Raw genomic sequence first — 25243 nt, forward strand, 5'->3', positions numbered from 1 at the left:
TAAACATAGACAAACGCCCACCGGAAGGCGGGCGCTGCTCGTTTGGGACCAAATTCTCTGTTTTTGTTAGAAAGCAAATGCCTCTGCGGGCATTGCCATCAAGCTGTCAGCGCCATTGAGCATTGACAATTTATGAGACTCTGTACGCGGCAACAGACGCTGGAAGTAGAAGCGCGCTGTGTGCAGCTTCGCCTTCAGGAACTCGTCGTCGGCATCGCCGTCCAGAGCGACTGCGGCCATCCGCGCCCACATGTATGCCAGCGAGATATAGCCGGAATACATCAGGTAATCGACCGATGCAGCACCGACTTCGTCGGGATTTTGCATGGCTTTCTCACCCAGCTTGGCGGTGACTTCGCCCCACTCTTTGTTAAGTTCGGCAAGTTTACCAACAAACTCGGCCATTTCGGGACGCTCTGACTCCGACTGACAGAATTTATGGATAATTTTGGTGAACAGCATCAACTGCTTGCCACCCGTACCCATGACTTTCCGCCCCAGCAGATCCAACGCCTGAATACCGGTGGTACCTTCATACAGCGTAGAGATACGCAGGTCGCGAACGATCTGCTCCATGCCCCACTCCGCGATGTAACCGTGACCACCGTATACCTGCATACCGTAGTTCGCCGCTTCCAGTCCGGTTTCAGTAACAAAGGCCTTGGCAATCGGCGTCAGCAGTTCAGAAAGTTCTTCCGCGTCTTTGCGAGCCTGCTCGTCTGCGCCGAAGTAGAAGCTGTCAACCAGTTGCGCGACCCAGTAAATAAACGCGCGGCTGCCCTCAGCCAATGCTTTCTGAGTCAACAGCATACGGCGCACGTCGGGGTGCACGATCAGCGGATCAGCCGGGCCGTCAGGGTTTTTCGGACCACTCAGCGAACGCATTTGCAGGCGCTCACGAGCGTATTCAAGCGCGCCCTGGAAGGAAGCTTCTGAGCCAGCAAGGCCCTGCAACGCAGTACCAAGGCGAGCAGAGTTCATCATGTGGAACATAGCCTGCAGGCCGCGGTTTTCCTCTCCAACCAGGAAGCCAGTGGCACCATCAAAGTTCATCACACAGGTTGCAGACGCTTTAATCCCCATCTTGTGCTCGATGCTGCCGCAGCTTACGCCGTTGCGCTCGCCGACGTTGTTATCGGCATCGGGGAGGAACTTGGGCACCAGGAACAGGGAAATACCTTTTGTGCCAGCCGGGGCACCTTCGACACGAGCCAGCACGAGATGAATGATGTTTTCCATCATGTCGTGCTCGCCGCCGGAAATGAAGATCTTGGTGCCGGTGACCTTGTAGCTACCGTCTCCGTTGTTCTCGGCTTTGGTGCGCAGAATGCCCAGATCAGAACCGCAGTGCGGCTCAGTCAGGCACATGGTGCCGCCCCAGGTGCCATCGGTCATCTTGGGCAGATAAATGTTTTGCAGCTCTTCGCAGGCATAGTTTTCCAGCAGACGCGCCGCAGATTGCGACAAACCGGTATACATACCCCAAGCCCAGCAGGAGGTGCTGACCATTTCAGTCACAACCAGTCCCAGCGAATTGGGCAAGCCCTGGCCGCCAAACTTGGCATCGGCGGTCATCGACGGCCAGCCACCTTCGGCGAACTGCTCATAAGCTTCTTTAAAGCCTGTCGGGGTTTTCACGCCCTCTTCAGACCAGACACAACCTTCCTGGTCACCGACCTGATTCAGCGGAGACAGGACGTTCTCGGAAAATTTAGCACCCTCGGCAATGATCGCATCCAGCAGGTCTTCGCTGACCTCTTCGCGGCCAACCAGGCTCGCAAAATGCTCATCGGCTTTGAGTACATTTTTCAGTACAAAATTAATATCGCGGATTGGCGCTTTGTATTGCGGCATGATGAAACCTCACGTTGCTCGCTGCGTAAGACAGGGTCGCAGCAATGTTGACGGTGACAACTATAGCGATTTATCTACGTTGCGCAAGGCCGAAACGATCAAAAAGGTCGTCATTTGGGCCAATCAGCGTCACACTTTAATGCACGCGAGACGTTGCGAAGCACCATTTAGGGGCATATACGGACTGTCGCTGACCGCTGCGCCTCAGTAGCCTAGTAGCCTAGTAGCCCCCATCGACGACATCTCAGGAATCATGAACTTTCGCCCCCACGGTGAGCACAGCCTCTACTACCCCCGAGAGGGCATTATCCTTGCCGAACCTCTGGGCTGCTGGAATAAGGAAGCCGCCATGGAATATTGCACCGGCATGCGCAACTTCATCAGTCAGTTGCCCTCGGTGCCAAGTCGATGGTGCCGCATTATCGACTTGAGCCAGTACGAGCTGCATACGCCCGACGTCCCCGCGCTGCTGAACCGCCTGGCGCGCTGGACAAGCGACCAAGGCTGCGTCGTTCACAGCTATATTTTTTCCAATACGCTGCAAATCCAGACGGTGGACGAGATGTTCGAATCAATCGGTGCCCGCTACTTCAGCGCGGACGACAGGGAAGAGGCGCTTGCGCAGTGTCAGCAAGCGCTTTTGGAGCAGCGTCGCTAGCTGACAGTTAGCAGCGCGGAAAGGTCAAGGTAGCTGGCAACATCCGACTCGATGGGCCCCGCCCCCAAATGCGGGACCACCCCAAGACAGGGCGCAGGTAACATCCCCTGCAACGTCGCAAGATTTTCTTCAAAGCAGGCCATATCGGGATCAACACGATTGGCCACCCAACCGGCCAACGACAGGCCATCTGCGCGAATCGCGTCGGCCGTTAACAGGGCGTGACTGATGCAGCCCAGCTTCATCCCCACCACCAGAATCACCGGCAGATTCAGTTCCACTGCGAGCGCAGCCAGCGTTTCCCGGTGATTGAGAGGCACCCGCCAGCCACCGGCACCTTCGACCAAAAGAAAGTCCGCTGGGTGCATCATGCTGCCTCGGCAGTAACCGGCCAGTTGCACAGCGGTGAGGCGACGCCCTTCGTGATCAGCAGCAATATGCGGGGCGATAGCTTCTTCGAATACCACCGGATTCACCTGTGCGTAACTGAGTTTTTCGCTCATCGCCGCCATCAAGTTCAGAGCATCATCGTTGCGCAGCTCGCCACTGCGTTTCTCCGCCCCCGCCGCGACCGGCTTCAGCGCCAGCGTGCGCAGTCCTTGAGCCGACGCCGCCGCCAACAAGCCACAAGCCACCAGGGTTTTCCCGGCATCGGTATCGGTGCCAGTAACAAAAAAGCGGGCAGCCCTGGCCATTAGAGATTCTCCTGTAGTTCACGGGATGAATGTGGTGCTTTTTCCAAGCGCAGATACCAGACCTGATAGCTGGTCGGCAGACCCTCTGGCTGACGGAAGCCCTCATAGGCTGTCTGCAACGCCAGCAGGCGACGCCGACTGGACAAGCCCTGCGGCCGGCCGTGGTTAACATTGCTGACACCCAATTGTTTGAGGTCACGGGTCAAGCTGCGCAGGTCGTCATAGTACAAACACTCTTCACCCGACACCCACTCACACTGTAAGCCGGCAGAGGCAATCGCCTGCTCAACCCGCTGACGGGGAATGAAGTCGTTGACGTGTACATAGCTGTCGACCTGCTGCCAGGCTGCCCGCAATTCCCAGAGTGTTTCGGGGCCCAGCGTGGCAATAAACGCACAGCCACCCGGTGCCAGCACGCGTTCAATTTCCGCATACAGCGCCTGCACATCTTCACACCACTGCAGGGATAAACTGGAAAACAGCAGGTCGACACAGCCATCGGCCAGCGGCAGATTTTCAGCGTCGCCGCCCAGCCACTGCTGACAGGCATCGCCATGATGGTCGCGGGCGTACGCCAGCATACCCTCAGCCAGATCCACCGCGGTCAACTGCGCCCCCATAAACTGACCTCGCAGCATCGGCAGGCTATAGCCGGTGCCGCAACCCAAATCCACTACTCTCGCACCGGGAAGCAGCGATACATTACTGAGCTGCGAGAATAGTTGATCAGCTATCCGGCGCTGCACCGTCGCCGACTGGTCATAGCTCGCCGCTGCCCGCGAGAACGACTTCGCCACCGCCTGCTTTTCAAAATGCCGGTCCGCGCCGACGGCGGGCAGTACGTCGACTAACCGCTGCCGATAGAAATTCAATACGTCATCACAGAGGCGCGCGGCCTGCGAACGCAGCAGTAAATGCCCCGCGCCGTCATATACCCGCGTTTCGCCCTGAAGCTGCGGGGCAACCGCACTGGGCACCAATGCGTCGCCCTCGCCCAGCACATTAAGGCGAGGGCAAGATAACAGCTGCTCCCGCTGATCCAGCGTTCGCAGTAAATCCAAGCCTCCAAGCAACGCTTGTGGACCCGCCTGACACTCGGGCAGTGATCGACGCAACTCGCGCGCCTGTGCATCACCGTGACATTGCAGCCCCACGAAACGCCGAAGCGCCTTGTCCGGCGCCTCGCACACCTCCCGATAAAAAGCCTCGAAGGTCTCGACCGGCATGGCGGCAGGCCAAGCATCGCTTGCAACAAAGCGCGCATTGCTGGCCACGCTAACCAGCCCGGCAACCCGCTCGGGGTGGCGATGCGCAAGCTCAGCGGCAATCATGCCGCCCAGAGACCACCCCATATACAGGGCTTTTTCAGGAAGAACAGGCAACAGTGCTTCGATGAGATTTGCCGCGCTGCCCAGCGACGCCTCGGCGCTGCGCCCAAAGCCCGGCAAATCAATCAGAGTCAGATGAAAATGTTGGCGTAAATGCGGCAACAACGGCTGCCAGATGCGGCTATCGCTGGCCCAGCCATGCAACAGCACCAGCTCGACAGCCTCACCACCGGCCGTCAGGCGTTCACGAAACAGCGCGGACATCAACGCGGCTCCAGCAATTGCGGCGCATACTGGCTAAATACCTGTTGCAGCGTCTCCAACAGTTGCTCGATCTGCTCGCTGTGGTGTGCCGCACTGAGAGTAATGCGCAGGCGCGCGGTGCCAGTCGGCACGGTTGGTGGACGAATAGCAGAAATCAGAATGCCCTGCTCTTCAAGCGCCGCACTGAGCTGCAGGGCCAGTGCGTCATCACCGACCAATAAGGGCTGAATCGCGGTCTCGGAATCCATCAGCGGCAAATTCAGTGCCTCGGCGCCGTCGCGAAACTGGCGGATGTGCGCGTGGAGTCGCTCACGCCGCCAGCGCTCATCACTGAGTAAATCCAAGGAGGCGAGCGTTGCCGCCGCTACGGCGGGCGGCATGGCGGTGGTGTAAATGTAGGGCCGCGCGAACTGAACCAGTGTTTCGATAAGCTCCTCGCTCCCCGCAACAAAAGCACCGAAACTGCCGATGGCCTTGCCTAGCGTGCCCATCAAAATAGGCAGCTGTTGCTGGTCCAGCTTGAAGTGTTCTGCACTACCCGCGCCATTGGCACCCAACACACCAAAACCGTGTGCATCATCAGCCATCAGCCAGGTATCGTGGTCGGCAGCAAGTTCAGCCATGGCGGGCAGCGGGGCGATATCGCCATCCATGCTATACACCGCATCCACGGCAATCAGCCGCTGGCCGCGCTCAGGCAGCGCCTGCATACGCGCATTCAAATCATCGAGATCACTGTGGCGAAATCGCTGCATTTTGGCATCACAAAGACGACCACCATCTAACAGCGAAGCGTGATTCAACCGGTCTTCCAACAGGTGATCGCCACGACCAAGCAGCGCGGTAATTACCCCAAGATTGGCCATATAGCCGGTAGAAAAGAGCAGTGCTCGATCGCGCCCTGTGACATCAGCCAGCCGTTGTTCCAGCGCATGGTGCAGGCTGGAATGCCCGCAGACCAAGTGGGAGGCACCGCCGCCCACGCCGAATTCACTGGCCGATGCCTGCATCGCCTCGATCAGCTTGGGATGATTCGCATGGCCGAGATAGTCATTGCTGCAAAATTGGAGCAGCTCCCGACCATCCAGCGTCATTACGGCGCCCTGCGGCGAGGCCAGCTCGCGACGACGGCGGTAAAGTGACTGTTGTCGACGCTCGGCAAGACGGCGCTGCAACTGCTGCGCTCGGGATTCTCGCGTCACGGTGATCAGGCGGTGGCGTCGTAGAAGAACTTGTCGTTCTGCACCCGTTCCACTTCACCCATCAGGGCGGCAGCAGCGGCATCATCATCCGCCTCGGTGCAGCGCTGCTCCGGCGAAATTCCCAGACGATCAAACAGTTTCAGATCTTTGTTGGCTTCCGGGTTAGGCGTGGTCAGCAGTTTTTCACCATAGAAAATGGAGTTGGCCCCGGCAAAATACGCCAGCGCATGCATCTGCTCATTCATTTCCTCGCGACCCGCCGACAGTCGCACGTGGGACTGGGGCATCATGATCCGGGCCACGGCAATAGTGCGGATAAAGTCGAAGGGATCGAGGTCCGCCTCGGCTTCCAATGGCGTACCTTCCACCCGCACAAGCATATTGATGGGCACACTTTCGGGGTGCTCGGGCAAGTTCGCCAGTTGCAGCAGCAAGCCGGCGCGATCCTTCACGGATTCACCCATGCCGACTATGCCGCCGCTGCACACTTTAATGCCCGCATCGCGGACGTTCGACAAGGTATTCAGGCGATCACCATAGGTGCGCGTCGTGATGATCTCACCATAGTATTCTGGCGAGGTATCCAGATTGTGGTTGTAGTAATCCAGTCCCGCCTCGGCCAGCTCCTGCGCCTGCTCGCCACTGAGCATGCCCAACGTCATACAGGTTTCCAGGCCCATCTCTTTCACCCCGCGCACCATGGCGGTCACGTAAGGCATATCTTTTTTCTTGGGTGAACGCCACGCGGCGCCCATACAGAAGCGGGTCGACCCCTGAGCCTTAGCAGCACGCGCCTCAGACAGGACTTTCTCCACTTCCATCAGCTTTTCTTTTTCCAGACCGGTGTCGTAGCGATTGCTCTGGGGGCAGTATTTGCAGTCTTCCGGGCAGGCACCGGTCTTGATCGACAGCAGCGTGCTAACCTGAACAGCATTGGGGTCGAAGTTAGCGCGATGCACGGACTGCGCCTGAAAGAGCAGGTCATTAAATGGCTGCTCAAAGAGCGCTTGAACTTCTTCACTGGTCCAGTCGTGGCGAATAGCTGTCATGGCGAGCATTCTCTGCAGATTGTGGCAAAGCCTGTAATGATACCCGGCCCCGATACACTGTCAACCAACAGGGATGATTATGGTTTACAAGTGGGTGAACAACACTCTGAACCGTTTGCTGCCGCCGCGCTGCCTGTGCTGTCAGCAAGCAGGCCAGCAGCTCTGTCCCGACTGCGAAGCAGAGTTACCGAAGCTGGGCACACGCTGCCAACACTGCGCGCTACCCCTACCCCAAAGTGACAGGCTGTGTCGCCACTGCCTGCGACGCCCTCCCCGCTTCACACGCTGTCTCAGTGCCTTTTCCTACCGACCGCCCGTCGACCAACTGCTACTCAGCTACAAACATGCCGGGCACATGGCCAATGGCCGCGTATTGGCCCAACTGTGGATGAGTTGCTGTGGCGATGACGTGCGTCGAGAGCCCCCGGACGCCCTGATCCCCATCCCGCTGCACTGGCGGCGGCGCTGGCAACGGCGTTTCAATCAATCGCGACTGCTGGCCGAGCAGTGGGGCGACGCCTTCGGTCTTGTCGTTACAGACGCACTGCAACGCCGTGTACACACAGCAGCCCAACAGGGGCTGACAGCGGCGGAACGCCGTCGCAATCTGCGCCGTGCCTTTGTCCTTTCACCCCGCGCAAACGTCACAGGAAAGCACCTGGCGCTGGTCGATGATGTACTCACCACTGGCGCGACAGCCAATGCCGCGGCCGTTATACTCCTCGACGCTGGCGCCCGGCGCGTCGACATCTGGTGCCTGGCGAGAACCCCGGAGCCCGGCCAGTAAGACTCAGCGGAGCAGTACATGAACGAACAGCAGAATTTTGCGGCCCTAAACCCGGATCGGGTGATCGATGCCGTGGAAAGCGTCGGTTTTGTCAGCGACCTGCGCGTGTTCGCTCTCAACAGCTACGAAAACCGGGTTTATCAGTTCGGCCTGGAAGATGCCGAACCACTGGTCGTGAAGTTTTACCGCCCCGGACGCTGGAGCAATGCGCAGATAGAGGAAGAGCACCGTTTCACCCAGCAACTCAGCGATGCAGATATCCCGGTGATTGCCCCCTGGCGGAATAGCGGTGGTGACAGCCTGTTTGAGCACGACGGCTATCGTTTTGCGCTATACCCTCGTCGAGGCGGCCATGCACCCGCGCTCGATGATATGGAAAATCTCTTTCAACTCGGCAGGCTGTTTGGGCGACTTCACCTGCTGGGAGAAACCGAAGACTATCATCACCGCCCACAACTCACCCCCGCCAGCTACGGCACAGCCAGCCGCGAGTTTCTGCTGGAACACGATTTTCTGCCCAGCTCGCTCCGCGATGCCTATCAGGGCATCAGCCAGGATGTCATCGCGCTGATTGATGAGGCCTTTGCCAACGTTGCACCGCGCAATATCCGCTGCCACGGCGATGGTCACGTCGGCAACATTCTGTCTCGTAATGGCGACACCCTGCTCGTGGATTTTGACGACAGCCGCATGGCGCCGGCTATTCAGGACCTGTGGATGTTTCTGTCCGGCGACCGCGATACCCAGCAGGGCGCGCTGTTGGAATTGGTCGAGGGCTACGAAGAATTCCGCGAATTCTCACCACGCGAACTGCGACTGATAGAACCCCTGCGCAGTCTGCGAATCATGCATCACGCCGCCTGGCTGGCGCAGCGCTGGGACGACCCGGCCTTTCCCCTTGCCTTCCCCTGGTTCAACTCCGAGCGCTACTGGGGTGAACACATCCTGTCACTGCGCGAGCAATTCGTCCTGCTGCAAGAGCCCCCGTTAGCCCTACAGGCGTGATCGCCTTCCCCATTTACATACGTAAAGTTAAAATCTATGGCAGGAGATGACAAGCCGGACTACTCAACGGCCAATACATGGCGCCTGAGGCAAGGCTATACTCCTCCCCCACTGCCCCGAATAAACGATCATAAACGGGCTTAGGAGTTTGCATGTATACCATCAACGTCAACGACCAAGACCACACTGTGGATGTGCCCGGCGATAAACCCCTGTTGTGGGTGCTAAGGGAGAACCTCAAGCTTTTTGGCAGCAAGTACGGCTGCGGGCAAGCGCTCTGTGGCGCCTGCACCGTGCACGTTGACGGACAACCCACCCGCGCCTGCGTGATGCCGATCAGCGCCGCCGAGGGGCACCGCATCACCACCATTGAAGTGATGAATGAGGACAATATTGGCCGTCTGGTTCAGGCAGCCTGGCAAGAGCTGAATGTCCCCCAGTGCGGCTACTGCCAATCCGGACAGGTCATGGCAGCAACGGCATTGCTGAAAGACAATCGCTCCCCCAGTGACCGCGATATCGATGAGGCAATGTCGGGCAACATCTGTCGCTGCGGCACCTATCCGCGAATTCGTAAAGCTATTCACAAAATCGCCAGCGAACAGCTCTAAGGAGGCGTTATGGAATTTTCCGAACTGACACGCCGCCAGTTCCTGCGTGTTTCGGCCATCGCTGGCGGCGGCCTGTTGGTTGCCTGTGGCGGTGGCGGAGGTGGCGGCGGAAGCAACAGCGGCAACCCCGGCGATGGCACCAACGAACCGATCGACGCTCAGGAATACGCCGTTGGTGAGTTTCTGCGGCTGAGTACCGACAACCGCGTACACATTCTGGTCGGCGCCTCGGAAATCGGCCAAGGGGCACTGACCTCGATGGCGATGATTGTTGCTGAAGAGCTGGATGTCGATTGGGAAATGGTCACCGCCGAGCATTCGCCAGTCGCTGCGCGCTTTAACAACCCTTACTTTGGCGGGCTGCTGCAATTTACCGTGGCTAGCGCCACAACCCGTGGCTATTTCGACACCCAGCGCCAAATCGGAGCCGCCGTGCGGCAGATGCTTATTCAGGCAGCGGCAGATCGCTGGGAAGTCACCCGGGAGTCGCTGCGTACCGACCGGGGCTTCGTCTATGACGATGCTAATGGCCGCAGCGCCAGCTACGGTGAACTGGCGGAAGAGGCAGCAAGCTACAGGGTGCCGCTGACGCCGCCCCTCAAGGAGCCATCGCAATACCGCATTATCGGCCAATCCAAGCAACGCAACGACGCGGCCGCCAAGGTGACCGGTACACTTCAGTACGGCATCGATGTGGACCTGCCCGGCATGCTGACTGCAGTTATCGCCAGACCTCCCCGTTTTTTCGGGCAGGCACTGACCGTCGATGACAATGCGGCGCTGGCGGTTCCCGGCGTCCGTGAGGTCCATACAACACCGGCCGGCGTTGCCGTCGTTGCCGACGACTACTGGTCGGCAGAAAAAGGACGCCAAGCGCTGGAAGTGCGATGGAACGAGCTGCTGGCCGGGCGGACGGACAGCGATCTCACCCGCTCAGCCTACGAGTTGCGCCTCAACCTTCCCGGCGTGCCAATCCGCATTGACGGCTTGGTGCCGGTCGCACAACTTGCTGCCGCAGAGGTGCGCTCAGCGGACTACTATTTCCCGTTCCAAGCCCACGCCGCGATGGAGCCCTTGAACGTGACCGTGGACTACGATGGCAGTCGCGCCGACATCTGGACCGGCAGTCAATCTCCCACGCTGGATAAAACCTTCGCCAGCATCATTCTCGGCTTGCTGCCCAATCAGATCAATTTCCACACCATGTCGTCGGGCGGCGGTTTCGGCCGTCGTGGCAACGTATTCGCCGACTACGTTCGCGACGCCTGCTTCGTCGCCAGAGCGGTCCGCCAACCCGTTAAGGTGATGTGGACGCGGGAAGACGATATGAAAGGCGGTTTCTACCGCCCCGCCGCCGCCGTGAGAGTCAGCGCCGCCGTGGACAATCAGGGTAATATCACCGCCTGGACCCATCGAGCGGTGACCCAGGACGTGACCGCTATTTTGTACGCAGAGGAGCTTCTGGACACCCTCGCGGAGGGCACGCTGCCCCCACTCAAGGAGCTGACCGACCTGGAAACGGGCATGCCCTACGACATCGACAACGTGTTAATGGATGCCCACCTGACCGTCAATCTCACCATGCCCGCGCTGTGGATGCGATCGGTCAACAAATACACCGACGTCTTCGCTCAGGAGACCTTTATTGACGAGGTCGCCGCTCGCTACAGCCGCGACCCCTATCAATACCGCCGAGGTATGCTCAACAACGAACCGAGGCTGCTTGCCGTACTCGACGCTGCAGCTCAGGCCGCCAACTGGGGCGGACCGAATGGCGGTCGCAGCCAGGGCCTTGCTGTACTCGGCCATTGGATGAGTTATGTGGCTCAGGTTGTAGAACTCAGCGTATCCGCCGACAAAGTGGTGACCATTCATCGCGTGATAAGCGCCGTGGACGTCGGCACGGCCGTCAATCCTGATCTGGTAGTCGCCCAGGTTGAGTCCGCCATCGTTTTTGCGCTGACCAGTGTTTTCTACGGAGAAATCACACTGAACGACGGCGTGGTTCAGCAGAGCAATTATGACGACTACCCGGTTCTGCGAATGTTCGAAACCCCCGAAATGGAAACAATCGTCCTGCCCTCTAATCATGCGCCAGGCGGCGTGGGAGAGTTGGGCGTTCCGGCACTCGGGCCCGCGCTGGTCAATGCTATTTTTGCCGCGACAGGGGAAACGGTTCGCGAACTGCCACTCAGCAAGCTCGGCTACCGTATCGCCGAAAGGAGCCGCTCATGACTGTTTTTCCGACAGGACTGACCAGACTGATAACAGGCCTATTGTTCGGCGCCGCACTGAGTGGCACAGCTAGCGCGCAGTCCCCCCTGTTTGCGCCGATCTATGAGGTGCTGACCCATCCCCGCTGCCTGAATTGCCACACGGAAACCGAATTTCCCCGTCAAGGCGATGAGCGCAGACGGCACGATCAACTGATCGTACGCGGCGACAGCGACCACGGCGCACCCACGCTGCAATGCAGCGCCTGCCACCAGGAGCAAAACAGCCCCGATGGCGAGGTCCCCGGTGCGCCCCACTGGGGGCTGGCACCACTGAGTATGGCCTGGGAAAACAAAAGCGCCGTTGAGGTATGCACGGTACTCAAAGACAAAAGCATGAACGGTGGCAAAGACCTGCAGGCTCTGCTCAGCCATATGGAAGTCGACCCATTGGTGCTGTGGGGGTTTGCGCCGGGAGGAGACCGCACCCTGCCTCCCCTCGACCATCCACAGTTCGTGGAAGTGCTTAAGGCCTGGGTCAATGCAGGCGGCCCCTGCTAAACCGGCTCAGCCTTGGACGTGATTCAGCTCGGTCATCAACACGTCTACTAAATCAGCGGCAGGAAGGGCTCTCGACAGGGCTGCGCCCTGCCCTGCCCATTGCGCGGCGAACTCATGACACCCAGATGTTGCCGCCAAGGCATTAAGCTGCTTTGCAGCGTCATACGCCAGCGGATAATCAGCGGGAACAGGGCTGCCGTCGGCTTCGCCATATCTGACGAGCCGATTCACCATTCCTCGCGCAGGCCGCCCCGAGAACACCGATGTCAGCCGGGTTTCGCCAGCCCTGACGCTCGACAGATTTTCGCGATAACTGGCGTTGGCCGCCGATTCCGGGCAAAGAATAAAGGCGGTTCCCATCTGCGCGGCCACGGCCCCCGCTGCCAACGCTGACGCAATACCCTGCCCGTCCATAATGCCTCCCGCCGCAATCAGCGGCAGAGAGCACTGCATTGACAGCAGGCGCAGCAAGACCAAGGTTGTGAGCCGCTCATCGCGCGCCGAGGTTGAAAACACGCCCCGGTGCCCACCGGCTTCTATGCCTTGCACCACAATGCCATCCAGCCCGGCGTCCTCAATCTGCCTCGCCTCGTCGAGACTGGTCGCTGTCGCCAGTAGAACGATACCCGCATCCCTTAATGACGTCAGCCAATGCGGAGATGGCAAACCAAAGTGGAAACTGAGCACCGCCGGGCGCAATTCAAGCAGCAGCGTCAGCATCTCGGGATCATCGTTAAAACTTCGATAAATCTCGTTCAGCCCCGCCGGTGGCTCGCCGCCAAACTCCTCAAACAGCGGCGCCAAATGCCTGAGCCAGGCCGCCTCTTTCTCCGGTTCGGCTTGTGGCGCCGCATGGCAGAATACATTGACGTTGAACGGCTTATCAGTGAGCTGTCGTGTCGCCTCAATCATCTGCCGAGCCTGCACTATTGTGCTGGCACCAATACCCAGCGAGCCGAGGCCTCCGGCGTTGGACACCGCTGCCGCCATCTCAGGCGTGGACACACCCGCCATCGGCGCCTGAATAATGGGCTTTAACATTCCCAGCCTTGTCAGCAAACATTCCGCTGAGCCCATCGCCACCTCCAGTCGTCAGTTTTTCAGGCGATAGCCCGTGCGGAACATCCAGTGAATGACACCAAGGCAAAGCAGCATAAAGCCCAGCGTCATCCCAATACTCACACCAACATTGACGTCGGCAACCCCATAAAAGCTCCAGCGGAATCCGCTGATCAGATACACCACCGGATTTGCGAGGGTTATCGTCTGCCACAGTGGCGGCAGCATGCTGATGGAATAGAAGCTGCCGCCGAGAAAGGCCAGCGGCGTGACAATCAGCATCGGCACAATTTGCAGCTTCTCGAAGCCGTCCGCCCACACACCAATAATGAAACCAAACAGACTGAAGGTCACCGCTGTGAGTACCAGAAACCCCAACATCCAGAGTGGGTGGGCGATGCTGTAGTCGACAAACAACCGCGCTGTAGCGAGCATAATCAAGCCGAGAATTATCGACTTGCTGGCGGCGGCCCCCACATAACCCAGCAGAATTTCCGGCAATGATACCGGCGCGGACAGCAGTTCGTAGATCGTGCCATTATATTTCGGAAAGAAAATACCGAAGGCGGCATTCGACAGACTTTCGGTGAGCAGCGCCAGCATCACCAAGCCGGGGATAATAAATGCCCCGTAGCTGATGCCATCGATCGCGACCATGCGCGAGCCAATCGCAGAGCCAAACACCACAAAATACAACGACGTGGAGATAACCGGTGAAGCAATACTCTGCAATAAGGTCCGCCAGGTGCGGTGCATTTCAAACAGGTAGATTGCACGTACGGCATAGAGATTCATGATGTTATTGCTCCTGTTCGCTGACCAAGCTAACAAAAATGTCTTCCAGCGAACGCTGCGTGGAGTGTAGATCTTTGTAGTCAATGCCGTGACTTTCCAACCGCCGAAAAAGCTCGGCGATACCGGTTTGCTCGCTCTGGCTGTCGTAGTGATAAACCAGCTCCAGACCGTCATCGCTGAGGCTCAGAGGGTAGCTCTGCAACTCTTCAGGAATTGTCAGCAAGGGCTTCTGTAATTGCAGGCGAAGCTGCTTCTGGCCGAGCTTTTCCATCAACTGATGCTTTTCTTCAACCAGCATCAGCTGACCGCGACGAATCACGCCAATGCGGTCCGCCATCTCCTCGGCCTCTTCGATATAGTGGGTGGTGAGAATGATGGTGACACCGCGCTCACGCAGGCCCCTCACCATCTCCCACATATCCCTACGCAGCTCAACATCCACCCCCGCAGTGGGCTCGTCGAGGAACAGGATTTCCGGTTCGTGAGACAGTGCCTTGGCAATCATCACCCGGCGCTTCATTCCTCCGGACAGCGCCATAATGCGCTCGTGGCGCTTATCCCACAGCGACAACTGCCGCAGTATTTGCTCAAGGTAAGCGGGGTCTTTCGGCTTGCCAAACAGCCCCCGACTGAAGGTAATGGTAGACCAGACACTTTCAAAGCCATCGGTCGACAGCTCTTGAGGCACCAGCCCAATCCGACTGCGAGCGCGCCGGTAGTCACTCACAATATCGTGCCCCGCAGCGCTCACCGAGCCACTGCTGGCATTCACAATGCCGCAAATAATGCTGATAAGCGTGGTTTTCCCCGCGCCATTCGGACCGAGCAGGGCAAAAATCTCGCCACGCTCAATCTCCAGACTCACGCCTTTCAGAGCCTGAAACCCGGAGGCGTAAACCTTGCTGACGTCACGAACACTGATAACTGAAGACACGGACTCTCCCGCAGGTCGGAAAAATAAAAGGCTGAAAGTGTCGCCCAGCGAGCAACGCCGATCAATAGCCGATTGCTATGCCGGCCGGCATTGTCGCCAGAGCATCGCGGCCGCGGTGGCCGACATGTCATCAACGGTGGCAACATCCAGATAAATACCGTCAATCAGCAGGCGGCTCATGCCGTGCAATGTCGACCAGCAGAGCTGTGCAAAGCGCAGGACGTCCACCTCGGCGGCAATCCCTCCTTGCTGCTGAAGCGTACGGATGCAGCTGACAAAGTCACGGAACGCGGCATAGCCCTCTGCTTTGAGGCTGTCAGTGGGTGTGCTGGACTTCCAAAGTTTGCCGCCGAACATCAAATCGTAGTACTCGGCGTGGGACAGGGCGAAGGCGGTGTACTGACGGGCAAATTCCAGCAATGCGGCCTCATCGAAGGTCGACGGCTGCCACAGCGCCGGGGCACAGCAGGTCTCACGAAATCGCCGGAAGCCCTCTTCCGCAATGCCACAAAGCAAACTGTGCTTGTCACTGAAATGGTGGTAGGGCGCGGTGCGCGACACCCCCAACTCCTGCGCCAGTCGACGCATCGACAACCCCGCCTCACCCTCATCGCGCAGCAATCGCGCCGCGACATCCAACAGCTGCGCGCGCAGATCGCCGTGATGATAGGCCCCGGAAGGCTTGCTGCAAGAAGGAGTATCAGTCATCGCGGCACTCTATCAGCAGCGCTCGGCACTGTCCATCTTGACACCGTCTACATCGAGGCGTAGCCTGCAAATCTTGACATCGTCTAGTTAGATTTTTTTTCCATGAGGATTTGCCATGAGCGCCGCTTACCCCAACCTGCTCCAGCCCCTCGACCTGGGCTTTACCACACTCAAGAACCGCGTATTAATGGGCTCTATGCACACTGGGCTGGAAGAAGCCGAGGACGGCTTTGAGCGTATGGCGGCGTTCTTTGCCGAGCGCGCCCGAGGCGGCGTTTCACTGATCGTCACCGGCGGCATCGGCCCGAATCAGCGCGCGGCCACGCACGAGCACACCAAAATTCTGCGCAGCGAAGCCGACTGCGCGGGTCACCGCATTGTCACCGACGCGGTCCACGCCGAAGGCGGCAAAATCTGTATGCAGATTCTGCACACAGGTCGCTATGCCTTTAACGAGAAACCGCTGGCACCGTCGGCGATTCGTGCACCGATAAACGCCTTTACACCCGAAGCGGCCAGTGAAGCCGATATCGAGGAGCAGATTCAGGACTTTGTGCGCAGCGCCAGCCTGGCTCAGCAGGCGGGCTACGACGGCGTGGAGATTATGGGCTCGGAAGGCTACTTCATTAATCAGTTCCTCGCCGCGCGCACCAACCAGCGCGACGACGACTGGGGCGGCAGTTATGAGAACCGCATGCGCCTCGCCGTAGACGTGGTTCGCCGGGTACGCGAAGCCGTCGGCGAACAGTTCATCATTATCTACCGGCTGTCGATGCTGGACCTCGTGGAAGGCGGCAGCAGCTATGAGGAAATTCTGCAACTGGGCAAGGCTATCGAAGCCGCTGGCGCAACGCTGATCAACACCGGCATTGGCTGGCACGAGGCGCGGATTCCCACCATCGCCACCAAGGTACCCCGCGCGGCATTTACCTGGGTAACCGCTAAATTCCGCCAGCAACTGAGTATTCCCGTCATCACTTCCAACCGCATTAATACCCCGGAAGTTGCGGAAGAAGTGTTGGCGCGCGGTGATGCCGATATGGTGTCGATGGCGCGCCCCTTTCTGGCCGATCCCGATTTTGTCGCCAAAGCTGCGGCCGGTCGCAGCGAGACCATCAACACCTGTATTGGCTGCAACCAGGCCTGTCTGGACCACATTTTCACCGGCCGTATGACCAGCTGCCTGGTCAACCCTCGCGCCTGTCACGAGACGGAGTTATTGATTCTGCCCACAACAGAGCCCAAGACCTTCGACGTGATCGGTGCTGGCCCAGCCGGACTGGCCTTTGCCTGCACCGCCGCCGAACGCGGTCATCGTGTGCGCCTGTACGATGCCGACCCAGTGATAGGTGGCCAGTTCAACATTGCTCGCAAAGTGCCCGGCAAAGAGGAATTTAACGAAACCCTGCGCTACTTCCGTCAGCGTCTGGACGCGGCTGGTGTAGAACTGCATTTGGGCCAGCACGTGAATAGTGAGCAACTGAATAACAGTGATGCAGACGCAGTCATCCTCGCCACCGGCATCACCCCGCGGCATCCGGAGATTCCCGGCATCGATCATCCCATGGTAGTGAACTACCTGGACGTACTGCGCGATGACAAGCCCGTCGGCAAACGCGTGGCCATTATCGGCGCCGGCGGTATCGGCTTCGATGTCGCCGAAGCCCTCAGTCATAGCAGCGATGCCAGTCAGAATATTGCAACGTTCATGCGCGAATGGGGCGTAGACATGAGCCTGCAGTCACGGGGGGGCATCGAAGGCGTGACGCCGCAACCCAGCCCGTCACCACGCCAGATCACCCTGCTGCAACGCAAGGCCAGCAAGGTGGGCAATGGACTGGGAAAAACCACCGGCTGGATCCATCGCGCCGGCCTTCAGCACAAAGGCGTGGAGATGCTGGCGGGATGCGAATATCTGCGCATCGACGATGACGGCCTGCACATTCGCCAAGGCAGTGAGGAACGCTGCATTGGCGTCGACAACGTAGTGATCTGTGCGGGACAGGAACCCAACCGCCAGTTAGCCGATGGCCTGAACAAAACCGTGCACCTGATTGGTGGTGCTGATCTCGCCGCCGAACTGGACGCCAAGCGCGCGATTGATCAGGGCACTCGCTTGGCCGCCTCCCTGTAAACGGTTGCCTCGCGCCAACGCCAAACCAGCCTCACTGACAGAGCTGCGCGCGGGGCGACCGTTCCGATATACCAGAAATGCGTATAACCGCTGACTATCGCGGCATGTTGCTATAGCCAGTTGCAAAGCACTGCGGCTAGACTTGGACGTTGTTCTCCAAATCCGACCGGGCCACGTATGTTCAACCGCCACTACCGACGCCTTGCCGCGTGGCTGCTTACCTTGGCCGCACCGGCAACCACAGCCGCCCCCTCTGTAAGCTCCCTCAATGCCGCTTGGCTCAGCGAGCTGAGCGGGCTGGCCGCCAGCTATGCCCACCCTGGTTTTTATTGGGGCCACAACGACAGCGGCAGCCGCGCACGACTGGCATTAATTCAAGCTGATGAGCAGAGTGTGCTTTCGGTAGCGCTACCCAATCTCGACGCGAGAGACTGGGAAGATATCGCCAGCTTCAGCGATGCCTCGGGCAACTATGTGCTGGTGGGTGATGTCGGCGATAACTTTGCTCTGCGCCCGATGGTCGAGCTGTACCTGCTGGCGGAATCCGGCAGTGCCAAAGCACCGCGGTTACGGCTTCTTCGCCGTTACAGCGTCATTTACGACGGCGGCCCTCGGGATGTTGAAGGACTTGCCATCGACGCCCAGACGCGCATGGTGTATCTGCTGAGCAAGCGTGAGACGCACCCCAAACTCTACCGTTTCTCGCTGGACGCCCTGCCCGGCGCACCGATCATGCTCAACGAACTGGGCAGCGTCACCAGCTTACCCACGCCACAGCGCCACCGCCCGCAACGCGAAGGCGGCATCAGCCAGCACTCCCCCACCGGCCTGGATTTTGCCCCGGACGGCAGCGGAGCTGTGATCAGCACGCTGCGCGAAAGCTATTACTTTCCACGCCAAGCTGAGCAAAGTTGGCTGGACGCTCTAAATGCAGAGCCGCAGCCATTAAAGGCACCGCGACTGCGTCAGGCCGAAGCCATTACATTCAGCACTAACGGCAAAGAAATTCTGTTAGGAAGTGAAGGGCGACCGACAAAACTGGTGCGATTTACCGACTTTTCCACGCCTTAAAGAACGGTCTGCCGGGTCAGCAGAAAAGAGAATGGGCCACCGTTGCGATGGCCCTAAGTTCTTCTCGACCTCAAGTGATCAAGGAACAATACAGAACAGCGCCACCACAATCGCTACACCCGCGCCCCAGGTCGCACTGCGCAACACGCCCAGATTCATCAGATAAAAGGCGGTGTAGAGCACACGTACCGCAATGTAGCCCATCGCCAGCATGTTCACCGTCTCCTGCGCCGCACCACCGATGTGGGCAATGATGACGGCGGCCGCGAACAGGGGGAAGCTTTCAAAGCTGTTGTTCATCGCCGCCACAGCTCGTGCCGGGCGCCCCTCTAACTTGGCCAACCATTGGCGCGGATGGTTGTTGTCATAGCGTTTGCCATCAACCTTACCACTTTTAGCCAATAGCCCGGTCAGCGGCGACATCATGCCGGCAATCAAGACACACCACAGTGCAATTGTCATAGTTAAATCCCCTGCTCATCATTTTTGTTGTGTAATGGGCTCAGTCTTTTCGCCCGGGTTTCAGCAAACAACGCAACCAGTTCAAGGTACCGTTTTTACCCAGCACCATGCGGTCAACGCTGTCGAAGAAAGCTTGCAGTTCTGCGGGATCGGCAAAATAGTCGGCCCGTGTGCGCATGGGACGCTCGGGATCGAGTTGCTTGACCACCGTTGCCGGATTTCCCGCCACCACCACATTGGGTGGCACGTTTTTACTGACGACAGCTCCGGCCGCCACGACACTGTTCTCACCAATCGTCACACCTTTCAACACGGTGCTGTGATCACCCAGCCAAACGTTATTACCGATATGTACCGGCTTTACCTCGGGGCTGCGGGCTGTCCGATCATAGAGGTCATGCCAGTCGCTGTCTGTAATATACACACCGTTGGCCATCATCACACTGTCGCCAATGACAATCTCATCGCTGGCAGAAATGCGCCCGCCGGGACTGATCAGCACGTAATCTCCAATGGTGATTTTTCCCTGATCCGGCTCGCGTCCCCACACCCCGATTTTGATTCGGGCTTCCGGCTCCGCAATCACCGTCGCACATTTGCCGATGCGAATATTCGGCCCTGAGATTGAGATATACCAAGGCTTCATGAACGTGGGATAATCGCCCAGGTCATCGCAGGCCGGCTTCAGAAAATGCATGGTGTACCAGTGCCGGAAACGCAGATAGTTTTTCTTCACCCAATAGGGGCGTCGATCCTGACGCATAGCTCGCCTGTTTATCAGTGTTGTCGCAGTTAGGCGCGACAGTGTCGCAAGGCTGGCGATGCCCCGCAATTGCAACAAGGTTACCAATTCATGAAAAAACGCAGCGACGGCAGCCCCTCACGCCGCGTTGAAAGCAGCCAGCAGGGTATTCATGAGCGTCTGGAAGAGACCGTGCGTAAACATCTGGCCCATCCGTTTCGCAAGCCCTATGCCGCCCACAACATCGAGGCATTTGCGCAGGCCCAGCAATGGTTGGCCTCGCGAAACCAGCCACTAATCCTCGATTCCTTCTGCGGCGTTGGCGAGAGCAGTTGGCGGCTGGCCGAGCGCTTTCCCGACTGCGTCATCATCGGCGTGGACAAGTCTGCCGCGCGACTGCAAAAACATGCATCTCATCGAGGTAGCGAACGAGACAACTATCTGTTGCTACGCGCCGATGTCGATGACTTCTGGCGACTGGCCGTCGATGCAGGCTGGCAGCCCCGCGCACACTACCTCCTCTACCCCAATCCCTGGCCCAAACCCGGCCAGCTAAGCCTGCGAGTACACGGCTCACCGCTGTTTGCCAGCCTGCTGGCACTCGGCGGGGAAATAGAGCTGCGCAGTAACTGGCCAGTGTATGTGGATGAGTTCTGCGCCGCACTGCAACTCGCAGGGCGCGACGCCAGTAGCGAATGCTTCGTGCCGAAGACAACGCTCACGCCCTTTGAGCGCAAGTACCACGAGGCAGGACAAGCACTGTGGCGCGTCTGCAGCCCGGCGCTGTCACCCATCCCCGGATAGGGTTTATACTCGCCAGCTATGCAGACAGATACTCATGCCATGAATACACCCGTAGCCGCCGTCGATAAGGTCTGGCAACAAATCCGCGAAGAAACCGCGGAGGAAGTGCAGCGCGAGCCGGTACTGGCCAGCTTTCTTCACGCAACGATCCTCAATCACGACGCACTGGAAGATGCGCTGAGTTTTCATCTGGCGCAAATGCTCGCCAGCCCGGCCGCCTCTGCCCTGCTCGTCCGAGAGGTCATTGATAAGGCATTCGCAGCCGACACCGACATTCGATGCGCCTTGCGCGCCGACCTCTGCGCAGTACTGGAGCGCGACTCGGCCTGCAGCCGTCTGTCGGTACCCTTCCTGTATTTCAAGGGGTATCACGCCCTGCAATCCTACCGGGTATCGCACTGGCTGTGGCAGCACGGGCGACGCTCGCTCGCGCTGTTCTTTCAGAATCGTATCAGCGGTGAGTTCGGCGTGGATATTCACCCGGCAGCGAAGATGGGACGCGGCGTGATGATGGATCACGCCACGGGCATCGTCATTGGTGAGACCGCCGTGGTCGGCAATAACGTCTCACTGATGCAGTCAGTCACTCTGGGCGGCACCGGCAAAGAACACGGCGATCGCCACCCTAAAGTATCCGATGGCGTGCTGATCAGTGCGGGTGCCAAAATCCTCGGCAATATTCGAATTGGTGAGGGCTCACATATATCAGCGGGCAGCGTAGTGCTGAAAGAAGTGCCTCCCCACAGTCTGGTGGCCGGGGTTCCGGCTAAAGTCATCGGCACCCCGGACTGCGAAGCACCGGCGCTGTCGATGAATCACAGCGCCTGCTGCGACGATTAGCCTTTACACGCAGGACGAAGACCGCTGGCTCGCGCCTGCTGGTAAAGCGGTGCGGCTTTTTTCTGCTGGCGCTGCAGCTCTTTGATGCGGCTCTCGTGCGAAGGGTGAGTCGACATAAATTCCGGCGGCTGACCATCGCTGGCCGCACTCATGTTCTGCCATAACTGGATACTGGCCGAAGGATCAAAACCCGCCTTCGCCATATATTCCAAGCCCACCACGTCCGCTTCAGACTCCTGTGTACGGCCATAGGGCAGCACCAGCCCGTACTGCGCCCCCAGACCCAGCATTGCCATGACCGACGCTTTCTGCGGGCTGTCGCCCATCAGCACAGCCAGTAGCTGGGTGCCGGTTCCCGCAACACTTTGCAGCGACATGCGCTCGGCGCTGTGCTGGGCAATGACGTGCGCTACCTCATGACCAATAACGGTTGCCAGCTGATCTGCATTTGTCGCCACCTTAAAAATACCGGTATGAACACCGATTTTCTTACCTGGCAGGGCAAAGGCGTTAGCACTGTCTTCCTGGAACACAACAACCTCCCAGCTACCACGCCATTCTGCGGGCAACTGCGCGGTGATGGCATCGGCGACACAGGTGACATAGGCATTGGTTTTGCCATTGCTGCTGACGGTCATTTCTTCTTTCATCTGATCGAAGGCCGTCACCCCCATTTGAGACATTTCTCCGTTGGAGAATAGCAACATCTGGCGGCGCCCGGTCGGCGACTGAGCGCAGGCCACCAAGGCAGTGATCAATGTCGCGACCGCGACAACTCGCAAAGTTTTCATGGCATTCTCCCAAATGGCAGCGCGAAACGGCTGCATCTGCTATTTTGCGCCATTATGGCACAGCCCTGACCGGGGCTGACAAGCGAGGAGCCAGCAAGTTGAGCGAAGTCTGCGACTGGTGCGGCAATGACCCCGATTACCGCCGCTACCACGATGAAGAATGGGGTGTTCCCTGCCGGGATGATCGTAAGCTATTCGAATTTTTGATCCTGGAGTCGGCTCAGGCTGGCCTGAACTGGCTAACGATATTGCGCAAACGCGAAGGCTATCGGCGACTGTTTGCCAACTTCGACCCCAAGCACGTCGCCCGTTTTGACGACGAGGATATCGCGCGCCTGATGGCTGACCCTGCCATTATTCGTAACCGCATGAAGATCGAGGCCGCCATTAACAATGCCCGATGCGTTCTCGACGTTCAGCAAGAGTGCGGCAGTCTCGCCGACTACCTGTGGGCATTTGTCGACCACAAGCCAGTCCAGAATCGCTGGTCGACCCTGGACGAGGTTCCCGCCAGCACGCCACTGTCAGACCACATCAGCAAGGCCATGAAAAAGCGCGGTTTCCGCTTCTTTGGCAGCACGATATGCTATGCCTATTTACAGGCCATGGGACTGGTCAACGACCACCTCGTCCGCTGCCCTGCCCACGAGCGCTGTACCAAGCTGGCAGATTTGTGAAAGATTCACAGGCACCAAAGTCCGCCAGCACAGACTAATACCCTATTGCTCCCGAGATTCGGTGGCCACAGGAGACAAACATGAAAATCCATGCCCTATTTCTGTTGAGCACAGCCATGTTACTGGCCGCCTGCAGCAGTACCGATGTACATACCGATTACAACCCCCGCGCCAACTTCGCCAATTATCAGCACTATCAGTGGTCGGCCGACAGCGGTGCTGACAAGACCGTGTCCCCGTTTGTGATTGAGCAGGTAAAGGCCTCACTCAAAACCCAACTGGACAGTGGACTGTACAAGCTAGCCGAGAAGAACCACGATTTTTTGGTGCGCTACTACGTCACCCAAGCCGCCGACACGGTTGACCGCAGCCCCCGACTAGGTATTGGCCTTGGCAGCTTCACCGGCAATTTTGGAATGAGTACGTCGGTCGGTGTGCCGCTGGGTAAAGACAAAATTAACCGCAACGTCCAAATCATGATCGACCTGCTCGACGGCAATACTAAGGCACTGAGCTGGCGGGGCGCGATGGTCATCGAGCTGGATGATCAGGACCCTAAAGTGAATATGGACCGCATTGATCGCGCCGTCGCAGAAATCTGGGCCGAGTTCCCGCCGAAATAACGGGGATGTCAGTCGAGGTCGCGGTCGGGAAACAATGTCGCCAACACCTCGGCCTTCATTCCGCGCAACAAGGTGATATTGCGCTCGGGAATGGCCTCAACATCAGGATGGGTATCCACCGCCCAACTCACACTGCTTTCACGCAGTAAATGAAAAATAGGATAAGGCGAGCGATTACTGAAATTGGCCGGATCGTCCACCTCGCAGCCGTCAAATTGGTAGTCGGGATGGAAACTGGCAATCTGGAACTCTCCTCGCCAGGGACTTTGATCCAGCAACTGCTCCGCTACCCCCAGGACAGCCCAGTACTCATCGAAGTCTGTCAGTTGACTAGGAACCACGAGCAAGGTGGTTTCCAGTGCCTCGACCGGCGTGTCAGCGAGTTTCATCAGCTCCGCATAGAGTTGCTGCAACAGCGGTTCAACCTCAGCATGCTCACTGATGACGATGCGAACCGTACCCTGCTCCCATGGCCGTGCCGCAAAAGGGCAGAGCTGCAGGCCGACCACCACACTGTCCAGCCATGTCTCAACCCGTTCTCGTTCCCGATTCGCCGTCACCGCCACACTCCCACACCATTTCGCGCGCAGTATACGCCCGCTAGAGGCTCCGATATAGCGCAATGCCATGACGCACGCCTCCGCTAGACCAAATTACCATAAGCCAATCAGTGTGCCGCCGGGGTGCGTAGTAAAAGGGCTGCTAAACTCAAATGAGACCTCGCTTGAGTGAGGGTGGCTTTTGCGAGCGTAAGCAAAACAGGAGAGTAGTCTATGAAAAGATATTTCTTTCTGGCGGACAATCTCGACAAGCTGGCCGCTATTGAACACGACTTGCAGGAGAACGGTCTATCACGACCACAGATTCACGTTCTCAGTCACGATGACTGCGGTGTCAGTCGACGGCGCCTTAACGACGTGGAAGCTGTACTGCGCAAAGATGTGGTGTACGCCATGCAACGCGGCGCAATTATTGGGGCAGCGGGCGCAACGCTGGCACTGGCAGCAGCACATTACTCAGGCCTTACCACCGCCGTCGGCTGGGCACCCTTTGTGTTTCTGGCCATTGTTGTTTTGGGCTTTTTTACCTGGGAAGGTGGCCTGCTTGGCATTCAGGAGCCCCATCGGGATTTTCGGCGCTTTGAACAGGCGCTCAACAGCGGCCGTCATCTGCTGGTCATCGACGTGAACAGCCACGAGCAGAACCTGCTCAACCGGGTCACGGCACACTATCCAGAGCTGGAATTTTCCGGCACTGGCGACGGCGCGCCAAACTGGTTCATCGGCCTGCAAAATAAATGGCGAAATTTTGTCGAAGTCATGCCCTGAATCAGGCTTATAGCGGAAATAAAAAACCACGCCTTAGCGTGGTTTTTT

General features: G+C 58.4%; 26 protein-coding genes. 13 read left to right on the forward strand and 13 right to left on the reverse strand.

The window, feature by feature from the left end:
- Positions 1-66 precede the first annotated feature (66 nt).
- Positions 67-1854: an acyl-CoA dehydrogenase C-terminal domain-containing protein gene (locus tag AC5DB9_RS03920; RefSeq protein WP_272990831.1), complete on the reverse strand. Its 1788-nt coding sequence runs from the start codon at positions 1852-1854 to the stop codon at positions 67-69.
- A gap of 253 nt (positions 1855-2107) precedes the next feature.
- Here AC5DB9_RS03920 and AC5DB9_RS03925 point away from each other — a divergent pair, with 253 nt between their 5' ends.
- Positions 2108-2512 carry a hypothetical protein gene (locus AC5DB9_RS03925; RefSeq protein ID WP_272990832.1) on the forward strand — a complete coding sequence of 135 codons (405 nt, stop codon included), beginning with the start codon at positions 2108-2110 and terminating at the stop codon, positions 2510-2512.
- On the opposite strand, the gene bioD is transcribed toward AC5DB9_RS03925, so the two are convergent.
- From bioD to bioB, 4 genes are read right to left on the reverse strand one after another with little or no spacing between them, the layout of a single operon-like run.
- Complete coding sequence (gene bioD, locus AC5DB9_RS03930; protein WP_272990834.1) at positions 2509-3207, reverse strand: dethiobiotin synthase; 699 nt, start codon at positions 3205-3207, stop codon at positions 2509-2511. The genes AC5DB9_RS03925 and bioD overlap by 4 nt on opposite strands.
- Positions 3207-4799, reverse strand: coding sequence for a malonyl-ACP O-methyltransferase BioC (gene bioC, locus AC5DB9_RS03935; RefSeq protein ID WP_272990836.1), 1593 nt, complete (start codon positions 4797-4799; stop codon positions 3207-3209). Before bioC ends, bioD begins: the two co-directional genes overlap by 1 nt.
- Positions 4799-6001, reverse strand: coding sequence for an 8-amino-7-oxononanoate synthase (gene bioF, locus AC5DB9_RS03940; protein WP_272990838.1), 1203 nt, complete (start codon positions 5999-6001; stop codon positions 4799-4801). Before bioF ends, bioC begins: the two co-directional genes overlap by 1 nt.
- Before the next feature lie 5 nt (positions 6002-6006).
- Positions 6007-7050 (reverse strand): biotin synthase BioB, encoded by a 1044-nt coding sequence (bioB, locus tag AC5DB9_RS03945; protein WP_272990840.1) that lies wholly within the window; start codon positions 7048-7050, stop codon positions 6007-6009.
- Between the two features lie 79 nt (positions 7051-7129).
- Here bioB and AC5DB9_RS03950 point away from each other — a divergent pair, with 79 nt between their 5' ends.
- The 5 genes from AC5DB9_RS03950 (at position 7130) to AC5DB9_RS03970 (ending at position 12227) form a co-directional block, all read left to right on the forward strand.
- Positions 7130-7837 (forward strand): ComF family protein, encoded by a 708-nt coding sequence (locus AC5DB9_RS03950; RefSeq protein ID WP_272990842.1) that lies wholly within the window; start codon positions 7130-7132, stop codon positions 7835-7837.
- A gap of 18 nt (positions 7838-7855) precedes the next feature.
- On the forward strand, positions 7856-8842 hold the full coding sequence (locus AC5DB9_RS03955) for a serine/threonine protein kinase (RefSeq protein ID WP_272990843.1): 987 nt from the start codon (positions 7856-7858) through the stop codon (positions 8840-8842).
- A 152-nt stretch (positions 8843-8994) separates the two neighbouring features.
- The gene (locus AC5DB9_RS03960) at positions 8995-9453 is read left to right on the forward strand and encodes a (2Fe-2S)-binding protein (RefSeq protein WP_022958408.1); all 459 of its coding nucleotides are present in this window, start codon (positions 8995-8997) and stop codon (positions 9451-9453) included.
- A gap of 9 nt (positions 9454-9462) precedes the next feature.
- Positions 9463-11688: a xanthine dehydrogenase family protein molybdopterin-binding subunit gene (locus tag AC5DB9_RS03965; RefSeq protein WP_272990844.1), complete on the forward strand. Its 2226-nt coding sequence runs from the start codon at positions 9463-9465 to the stop codon at positions 11686-11688.
- Positions 11685-12227, forward strand: coding sequence for a hypothetical protein (locus AC5DB9_RS03970; protein WP_022958410.1), 543 nt, complete (start codon positions 11685-11687; stop codon positions 12225-12227). The genes AC5DB9_RS03965 and AC5DB9_RS03970 overlap by 4 nt, the downstream gene beginning before the upstream one ends.
- A 6-nt stretch (positions 12228-12233) precedes the next feature.
- Here the strand turns inward: AC5DB9_RS03970 and AC5DB9_RS03975 are convergent, their stop codons facing one another.
- From AC5DB9_RS03975 to AC5DB9_RS03990, 4 genes are all read right to left on the reverse strand, one after another.
- A complete protein-coding gene (locus tag AC5DB9_RS03975) occupies positions 12234-13268 on the reverse strand; it encodes an NAD(P)H-dependent flavin oxidoreductase (protein ID WP_272990847.1) in 1035 nt (344 codons plus the stop codon).
- A gap of 51 nt (positions 13269-13319) precedes the next feature.
- Positions 13320-14081: an ABC transporter permease gene (locus tag AC5DB9_RS03980; RefSeq protein ID WP_022958412.1), complete on the reverse strand. Its 762-nt coding sequence runs from the start codon at positions 14079-14081 to the stop codon at positions 13320-13322.
- 4 nt (positions 14082-14085) lie between these two features.
- On the reverse strand, positions 14086-15015 hold the full coding sequence (locus AC5DB9_RS03985) for an ABC transporter ATP-binding protein (protein WP_022958413.1): 930 nt from the start codon (positions 15013-15015) through the stop codon (positions 14086-14088).
- 75 nt (positions 15016-15090) lie between these two features.
- Entirely contained in the window at positions 15091-15723 is a 633-nt protein-coding gene (locus AC5DB9_RS03990) for a TetR/AcrR family transcriptional regulator (protein WP_272990850.1), read from the reverse strand.
- Between the two features lie 115 nt (positions 15724-15838).
- Here AC5DB9_RS03990 and AC5DB9_RS03995 point away from each other — a divergent pair, with 115 nt between their 5' ends.
- A complete protein-coding gene (locus tag AC5DB9_RS03995; RefSeq protein WP_272990852.1) occupies positions 15839-17857 on the forward strand; it encodes an oxidoreductase in 2019 nt (672 codons plus the stop codon).
- A 177-nt stretch (positions 17858-18034) separates the two neighbouring features.
- Entirely contained in the window at positions 18035-18928 is an 894-nt protein-coding gene (locus AC5DB9_RS04000) for a hypothetical protein (RefSeq protein ID WP_272990855.1), read from the forward strand.
- Between the two features lie 78 nt (positions 18929-19006).
- Here the strand turns inward: AC5DB9_RS04000 and AC5DB9_RS04005 are convergent, their stop codons facing one another.
- Together AC5DB9_RS04005 and AC5DB9_RS04010 are read right to left on the reverse strand one after the other, a co-directional pair.
- A complete protein-coding gene (locus AC5DB9_RS04005) occupies positions 19007-19390 on the reverse strand; it encodes an MAPEG family protein (protein ID WP_272990858.1) in 384 nt (127 codons plus the stop codon).
- Between the two features lie 40 nt (positions 19391-19430).
- Positions 19431-20153: an acyltransferase gene (locus tag AC5DB9_RS04010; protein ID WP_022958417.1), complete on the reverse strand. Its 723-nt coding sequence runs from the start codon at positions 20151-20153 to the stop codon at positions 19431-19433.
- 90 nt (positions 20154-20243) lie between these two features.
- Between AC5DB9_RS04010 and trmB the strand changes: the two genes are divergently transcribed.
- Together trmB and cysE are read left to right on the forward strand one after the other, a co-directional pair.
- Complete coding sequence (trmB, locus tag AC5DB9_RS04015) at positions 20244-20936, forward strand: tRNA (guanine(46)-N(7))-methyltransferase TrmB (protein WP_272990860.1); 693 nt, start codon at positions 20244-20246, stop codon at positions 20934-20936.
- 39 nt (positions 20937-20975) lie between these two features.
- Positions 20976-21776, forward strand: coding sequence for a serine O-acetyltransferase (gene cysE / locus AC5DB9_RS04020; protein ID WP_272990863.1), 801 nt, complete (start codon positions 20976-20978; stop codon positions 21774-21776).
- Here cysE and AC5DB9_RS04025 read toward each other — a convergent pair.
- Positions 21773-22567 carry a M48 family metallopeptidase gene (locus AC5DB9_RS04025; RefSeq protein WP_028968219.1) on the reverse strand — a complete coding sequence of 265 codons (795 nt, stop codon included), beginning with the start codon at positions 22565-22567 and terminating at the stop codon, positions 21773-21775. The two genes, cysE and AC5DB9_RS04025, sit on opposite strands and share 4 nt — an antisense overlap.
- Positions 22568-22665: 98 nt before the next feature.
- Here AC5DB9_RS04025 and AC5DB9_RS04030 point away from each other — a divergent pair, with 98 nt between their 5' ends.
- Together AC5DB9_RS04030 and AC5DB9_RS04035 are read left to right on the forward strand one after the other, a co-directional pair.
- Positions 22666-23244: a DNA-3-methyladenine glycosylase I gene (locus AC5DB9_RS04030; protein ID WP_272990867.1), complete on the forward strand. Its 579-nt coding sequence runs from the start codon at positions 22666-22668 to the stop codon at positions 23242-23244.
- 80 nt (positions 23245-23324) lie between these two features.
- Positions 23325-23867 carry a DUF4136 domain-containing protein gene (locus AC5DB9_RS04035; protein ID WP_272990869.1) on the forward strand — a complete coding sequence of 181 codons (543 nt, stop codon included), beginning with the start codon at positions 23325-23327 and terminating at the stop codon, positions 23865-23867.
- An 8-nt stretch (positions 23868-23875) separates the two neighbouring features.
- Here the strand turns inward: AC5DB9_RS04035 and AC5DB9_RS04040 are convergent, their stop codons facing one another.
- The gene (locus AC5DB9_RS04040) at positions 23876-24427 is read right to left on the reverse strand and encodes a DUF1415 domain-containing protein (RefSeq protein WP_272990871.1); all 552 of its coding nucleotides are present in this window, start codon (positions 24425-24427) and stop codon (positions 23876-23878) included.
- Between the two features lie 213 nt (positions 24428-24640).
- On the opposite strand from AC5DB9_RS04040, the gene AC5DB9_RS04045 reads away from it, so the two are divergent.
- A complete protein-coding gene (locus AC5DB9_RS04045) occupies positions 24641-25195 on the forward strand; it encodes a hypothetical protein (RefSeq protein ID WP_022958424.1) in 555 nt (184 codons plus the stop codon).
- The last annotated feature ends 48 nt before the right edge of the window (positions 25196-25243 follow it).

The organism is Spongiibacter sp. (assembly GCF_984394615.1).

Excerpts from the sequence above, each read along its gene's own strand:
- AC5DB9_RS03920 (WP_272990831.1), bottom strand. The coding sequence starts at position 1,854 with ATGCCGCAATACAAAGCGCCAATCCGCGATATTAATTTTGTACTGAAA.
- AC5DB9_RS03925 (WP_272990832.1), top strand. The coding sequence starts at position 2,108 with ATGAACTTTCGCCCCCACGGTGAGCACAGCCTCTACTACCCCCGAGAG.
- bioD (WP_272990834.1), bottom strand. The coding sequence starts at position 3,207 with ATGGCCAGGGCTGCCCGCTTTTTTGTTACTGGCACCGATACCGATGCC.
- bioC (WP_272990836.1), bottom strand. The coding sequence starts at position 4,799 with ATGTCCGCGCTGTTTCGTGAACGCCTGACGGCCGGTGGTGAGGCTGTC.
- bioB (WP_272990840.1), bottom strand. The coding sequence starts at position 7,050 with ATGACAGCTATTCGCCACGACTGGACCAGTGAAGAAGTTCAAGCGCTC.
- AC5DB9_RS03950 (WP_272990842.1), top strand. The coding sequence starts at position 7,130 with ATGGTTTACAAGTGGGTGAACAACACTCTGAACCGTTTGCTGCCGCCG.
- AC5DB9_RS03955 (WP_272990843.1), top strand. The coding sequence starts at position 7,856 with ATGAACGAACAGCAGAATTTTGCGGCCCTAAACCCGGATCGGGTGATC.
- AC5DB9_RS03960 (WP_022958408.1), top strand. The coding sequence starts at position 8,995 with ATGTATACCATCAACGTCAACGACCAAGACCACACTGTGGATGTGCCC.
- AC5DB9_RS03965 (WP_272990844.1), top strand. The coding sequence starts at position 9,463 with ATGGAATTTTCCGAACTGACACGCCGCCAGTTCCTGCGTGTTTCGGCC.
- AC5DB9_RS03970 (WP_022958410.1), top strand. The coding sequence starts at position 11,685 with ATGACTGTTTTTCCGACAGGACTGACCAGACTGATAACAGGCCTATTG.
- AC5DB9_RS03975 (WP_272990847.1), bottom strand. The coding sequence starts at position 13,268 with ATGTTAAAGCCCATTATTCAGGCGCCGATGGCGGGTGTGTCCACGCCT.
- AC5DB9_RS03980 (WP_022958412.1), bottom strand. The coding sequence starts at position 14,081 with ATGAATCTCTATGCCGTACGTGCAATCTACCTGTTTGAAATGCACCGC.
- AC5DB9_RS03990 (WP_272990850.1), bottom strand. The coding sequence starts at position 15,723 with ATGACTGATACTCCTTCTTGCAGCAAGCCTTCCGGGGCCTATCATCAC.
- AC5DB9_RS03995 (WP_272990852.1), top strand. The coding sequence starts at position 15,839 with ATGAGCGCCGCTTACCCCAACCTGCTCCAGCCCCTCGACCTGGGCTTT.
- AC5DB9_RS04000 (WP_272990855.1), top strand. The coding sequence starts at position 18,035 with ATGTTCAACCGCCACTACCGACGCCTTGCCGCGTGGCTGCTTACCTTG.
- AC5DB9_RS04005 (WP_272990858.1), bottom strand. The coding sequence starts at position 19,390 with ATGACAATTGCACTGTGGTGTGTCTTGATTGCCGGCATGATGTCGCCG.
- AC5DB9_RS04010 (WP_022958417.1), bottom strand. The coding sequence starts at position 20,153 with ATGCGTCAGGATCGACGCCCCTATTGGGTGAAGAAAAACTATCTGCGT.
- trmB (WP_272990860.1), top strand. The coding sequence starts at position 20,244 with ATGAAAAAACGCAGCGACGGCAGCCCCTCACGCCGCGTTGAAAGCAGC.
- cysE (WP_272990863.1), top strand. The coding sequence starts at position 20,976 with ATGAATACACCCGTAGCCGCCGTCGATAAGGTCTGGCAACAAATCCGC.
- AC5DB9_RS04025 (WP_028968219.1), bottom strand. The coding sequence starts at position 22,567 with ATGAAAACTTTGCGAGTTGTCGCGGTCGCGACATTGATCACTGCCTTG.
- AC5DB9_RS04035 (WP_272990869.1), top strand. The coding sequence starts at position 23,325 with ATGAAAATCCATGCCCTATTTCTGTTGAGCACAGCCATGTTACTGGCC.
- AC5DB9_RS04045 (WP_022958424.1), top strand. The coding sequence starts at position 24,641 with ATGAAAAGATATTTCTTTCTGGCGGACAATCTCGACAAGCTGGCCGCT.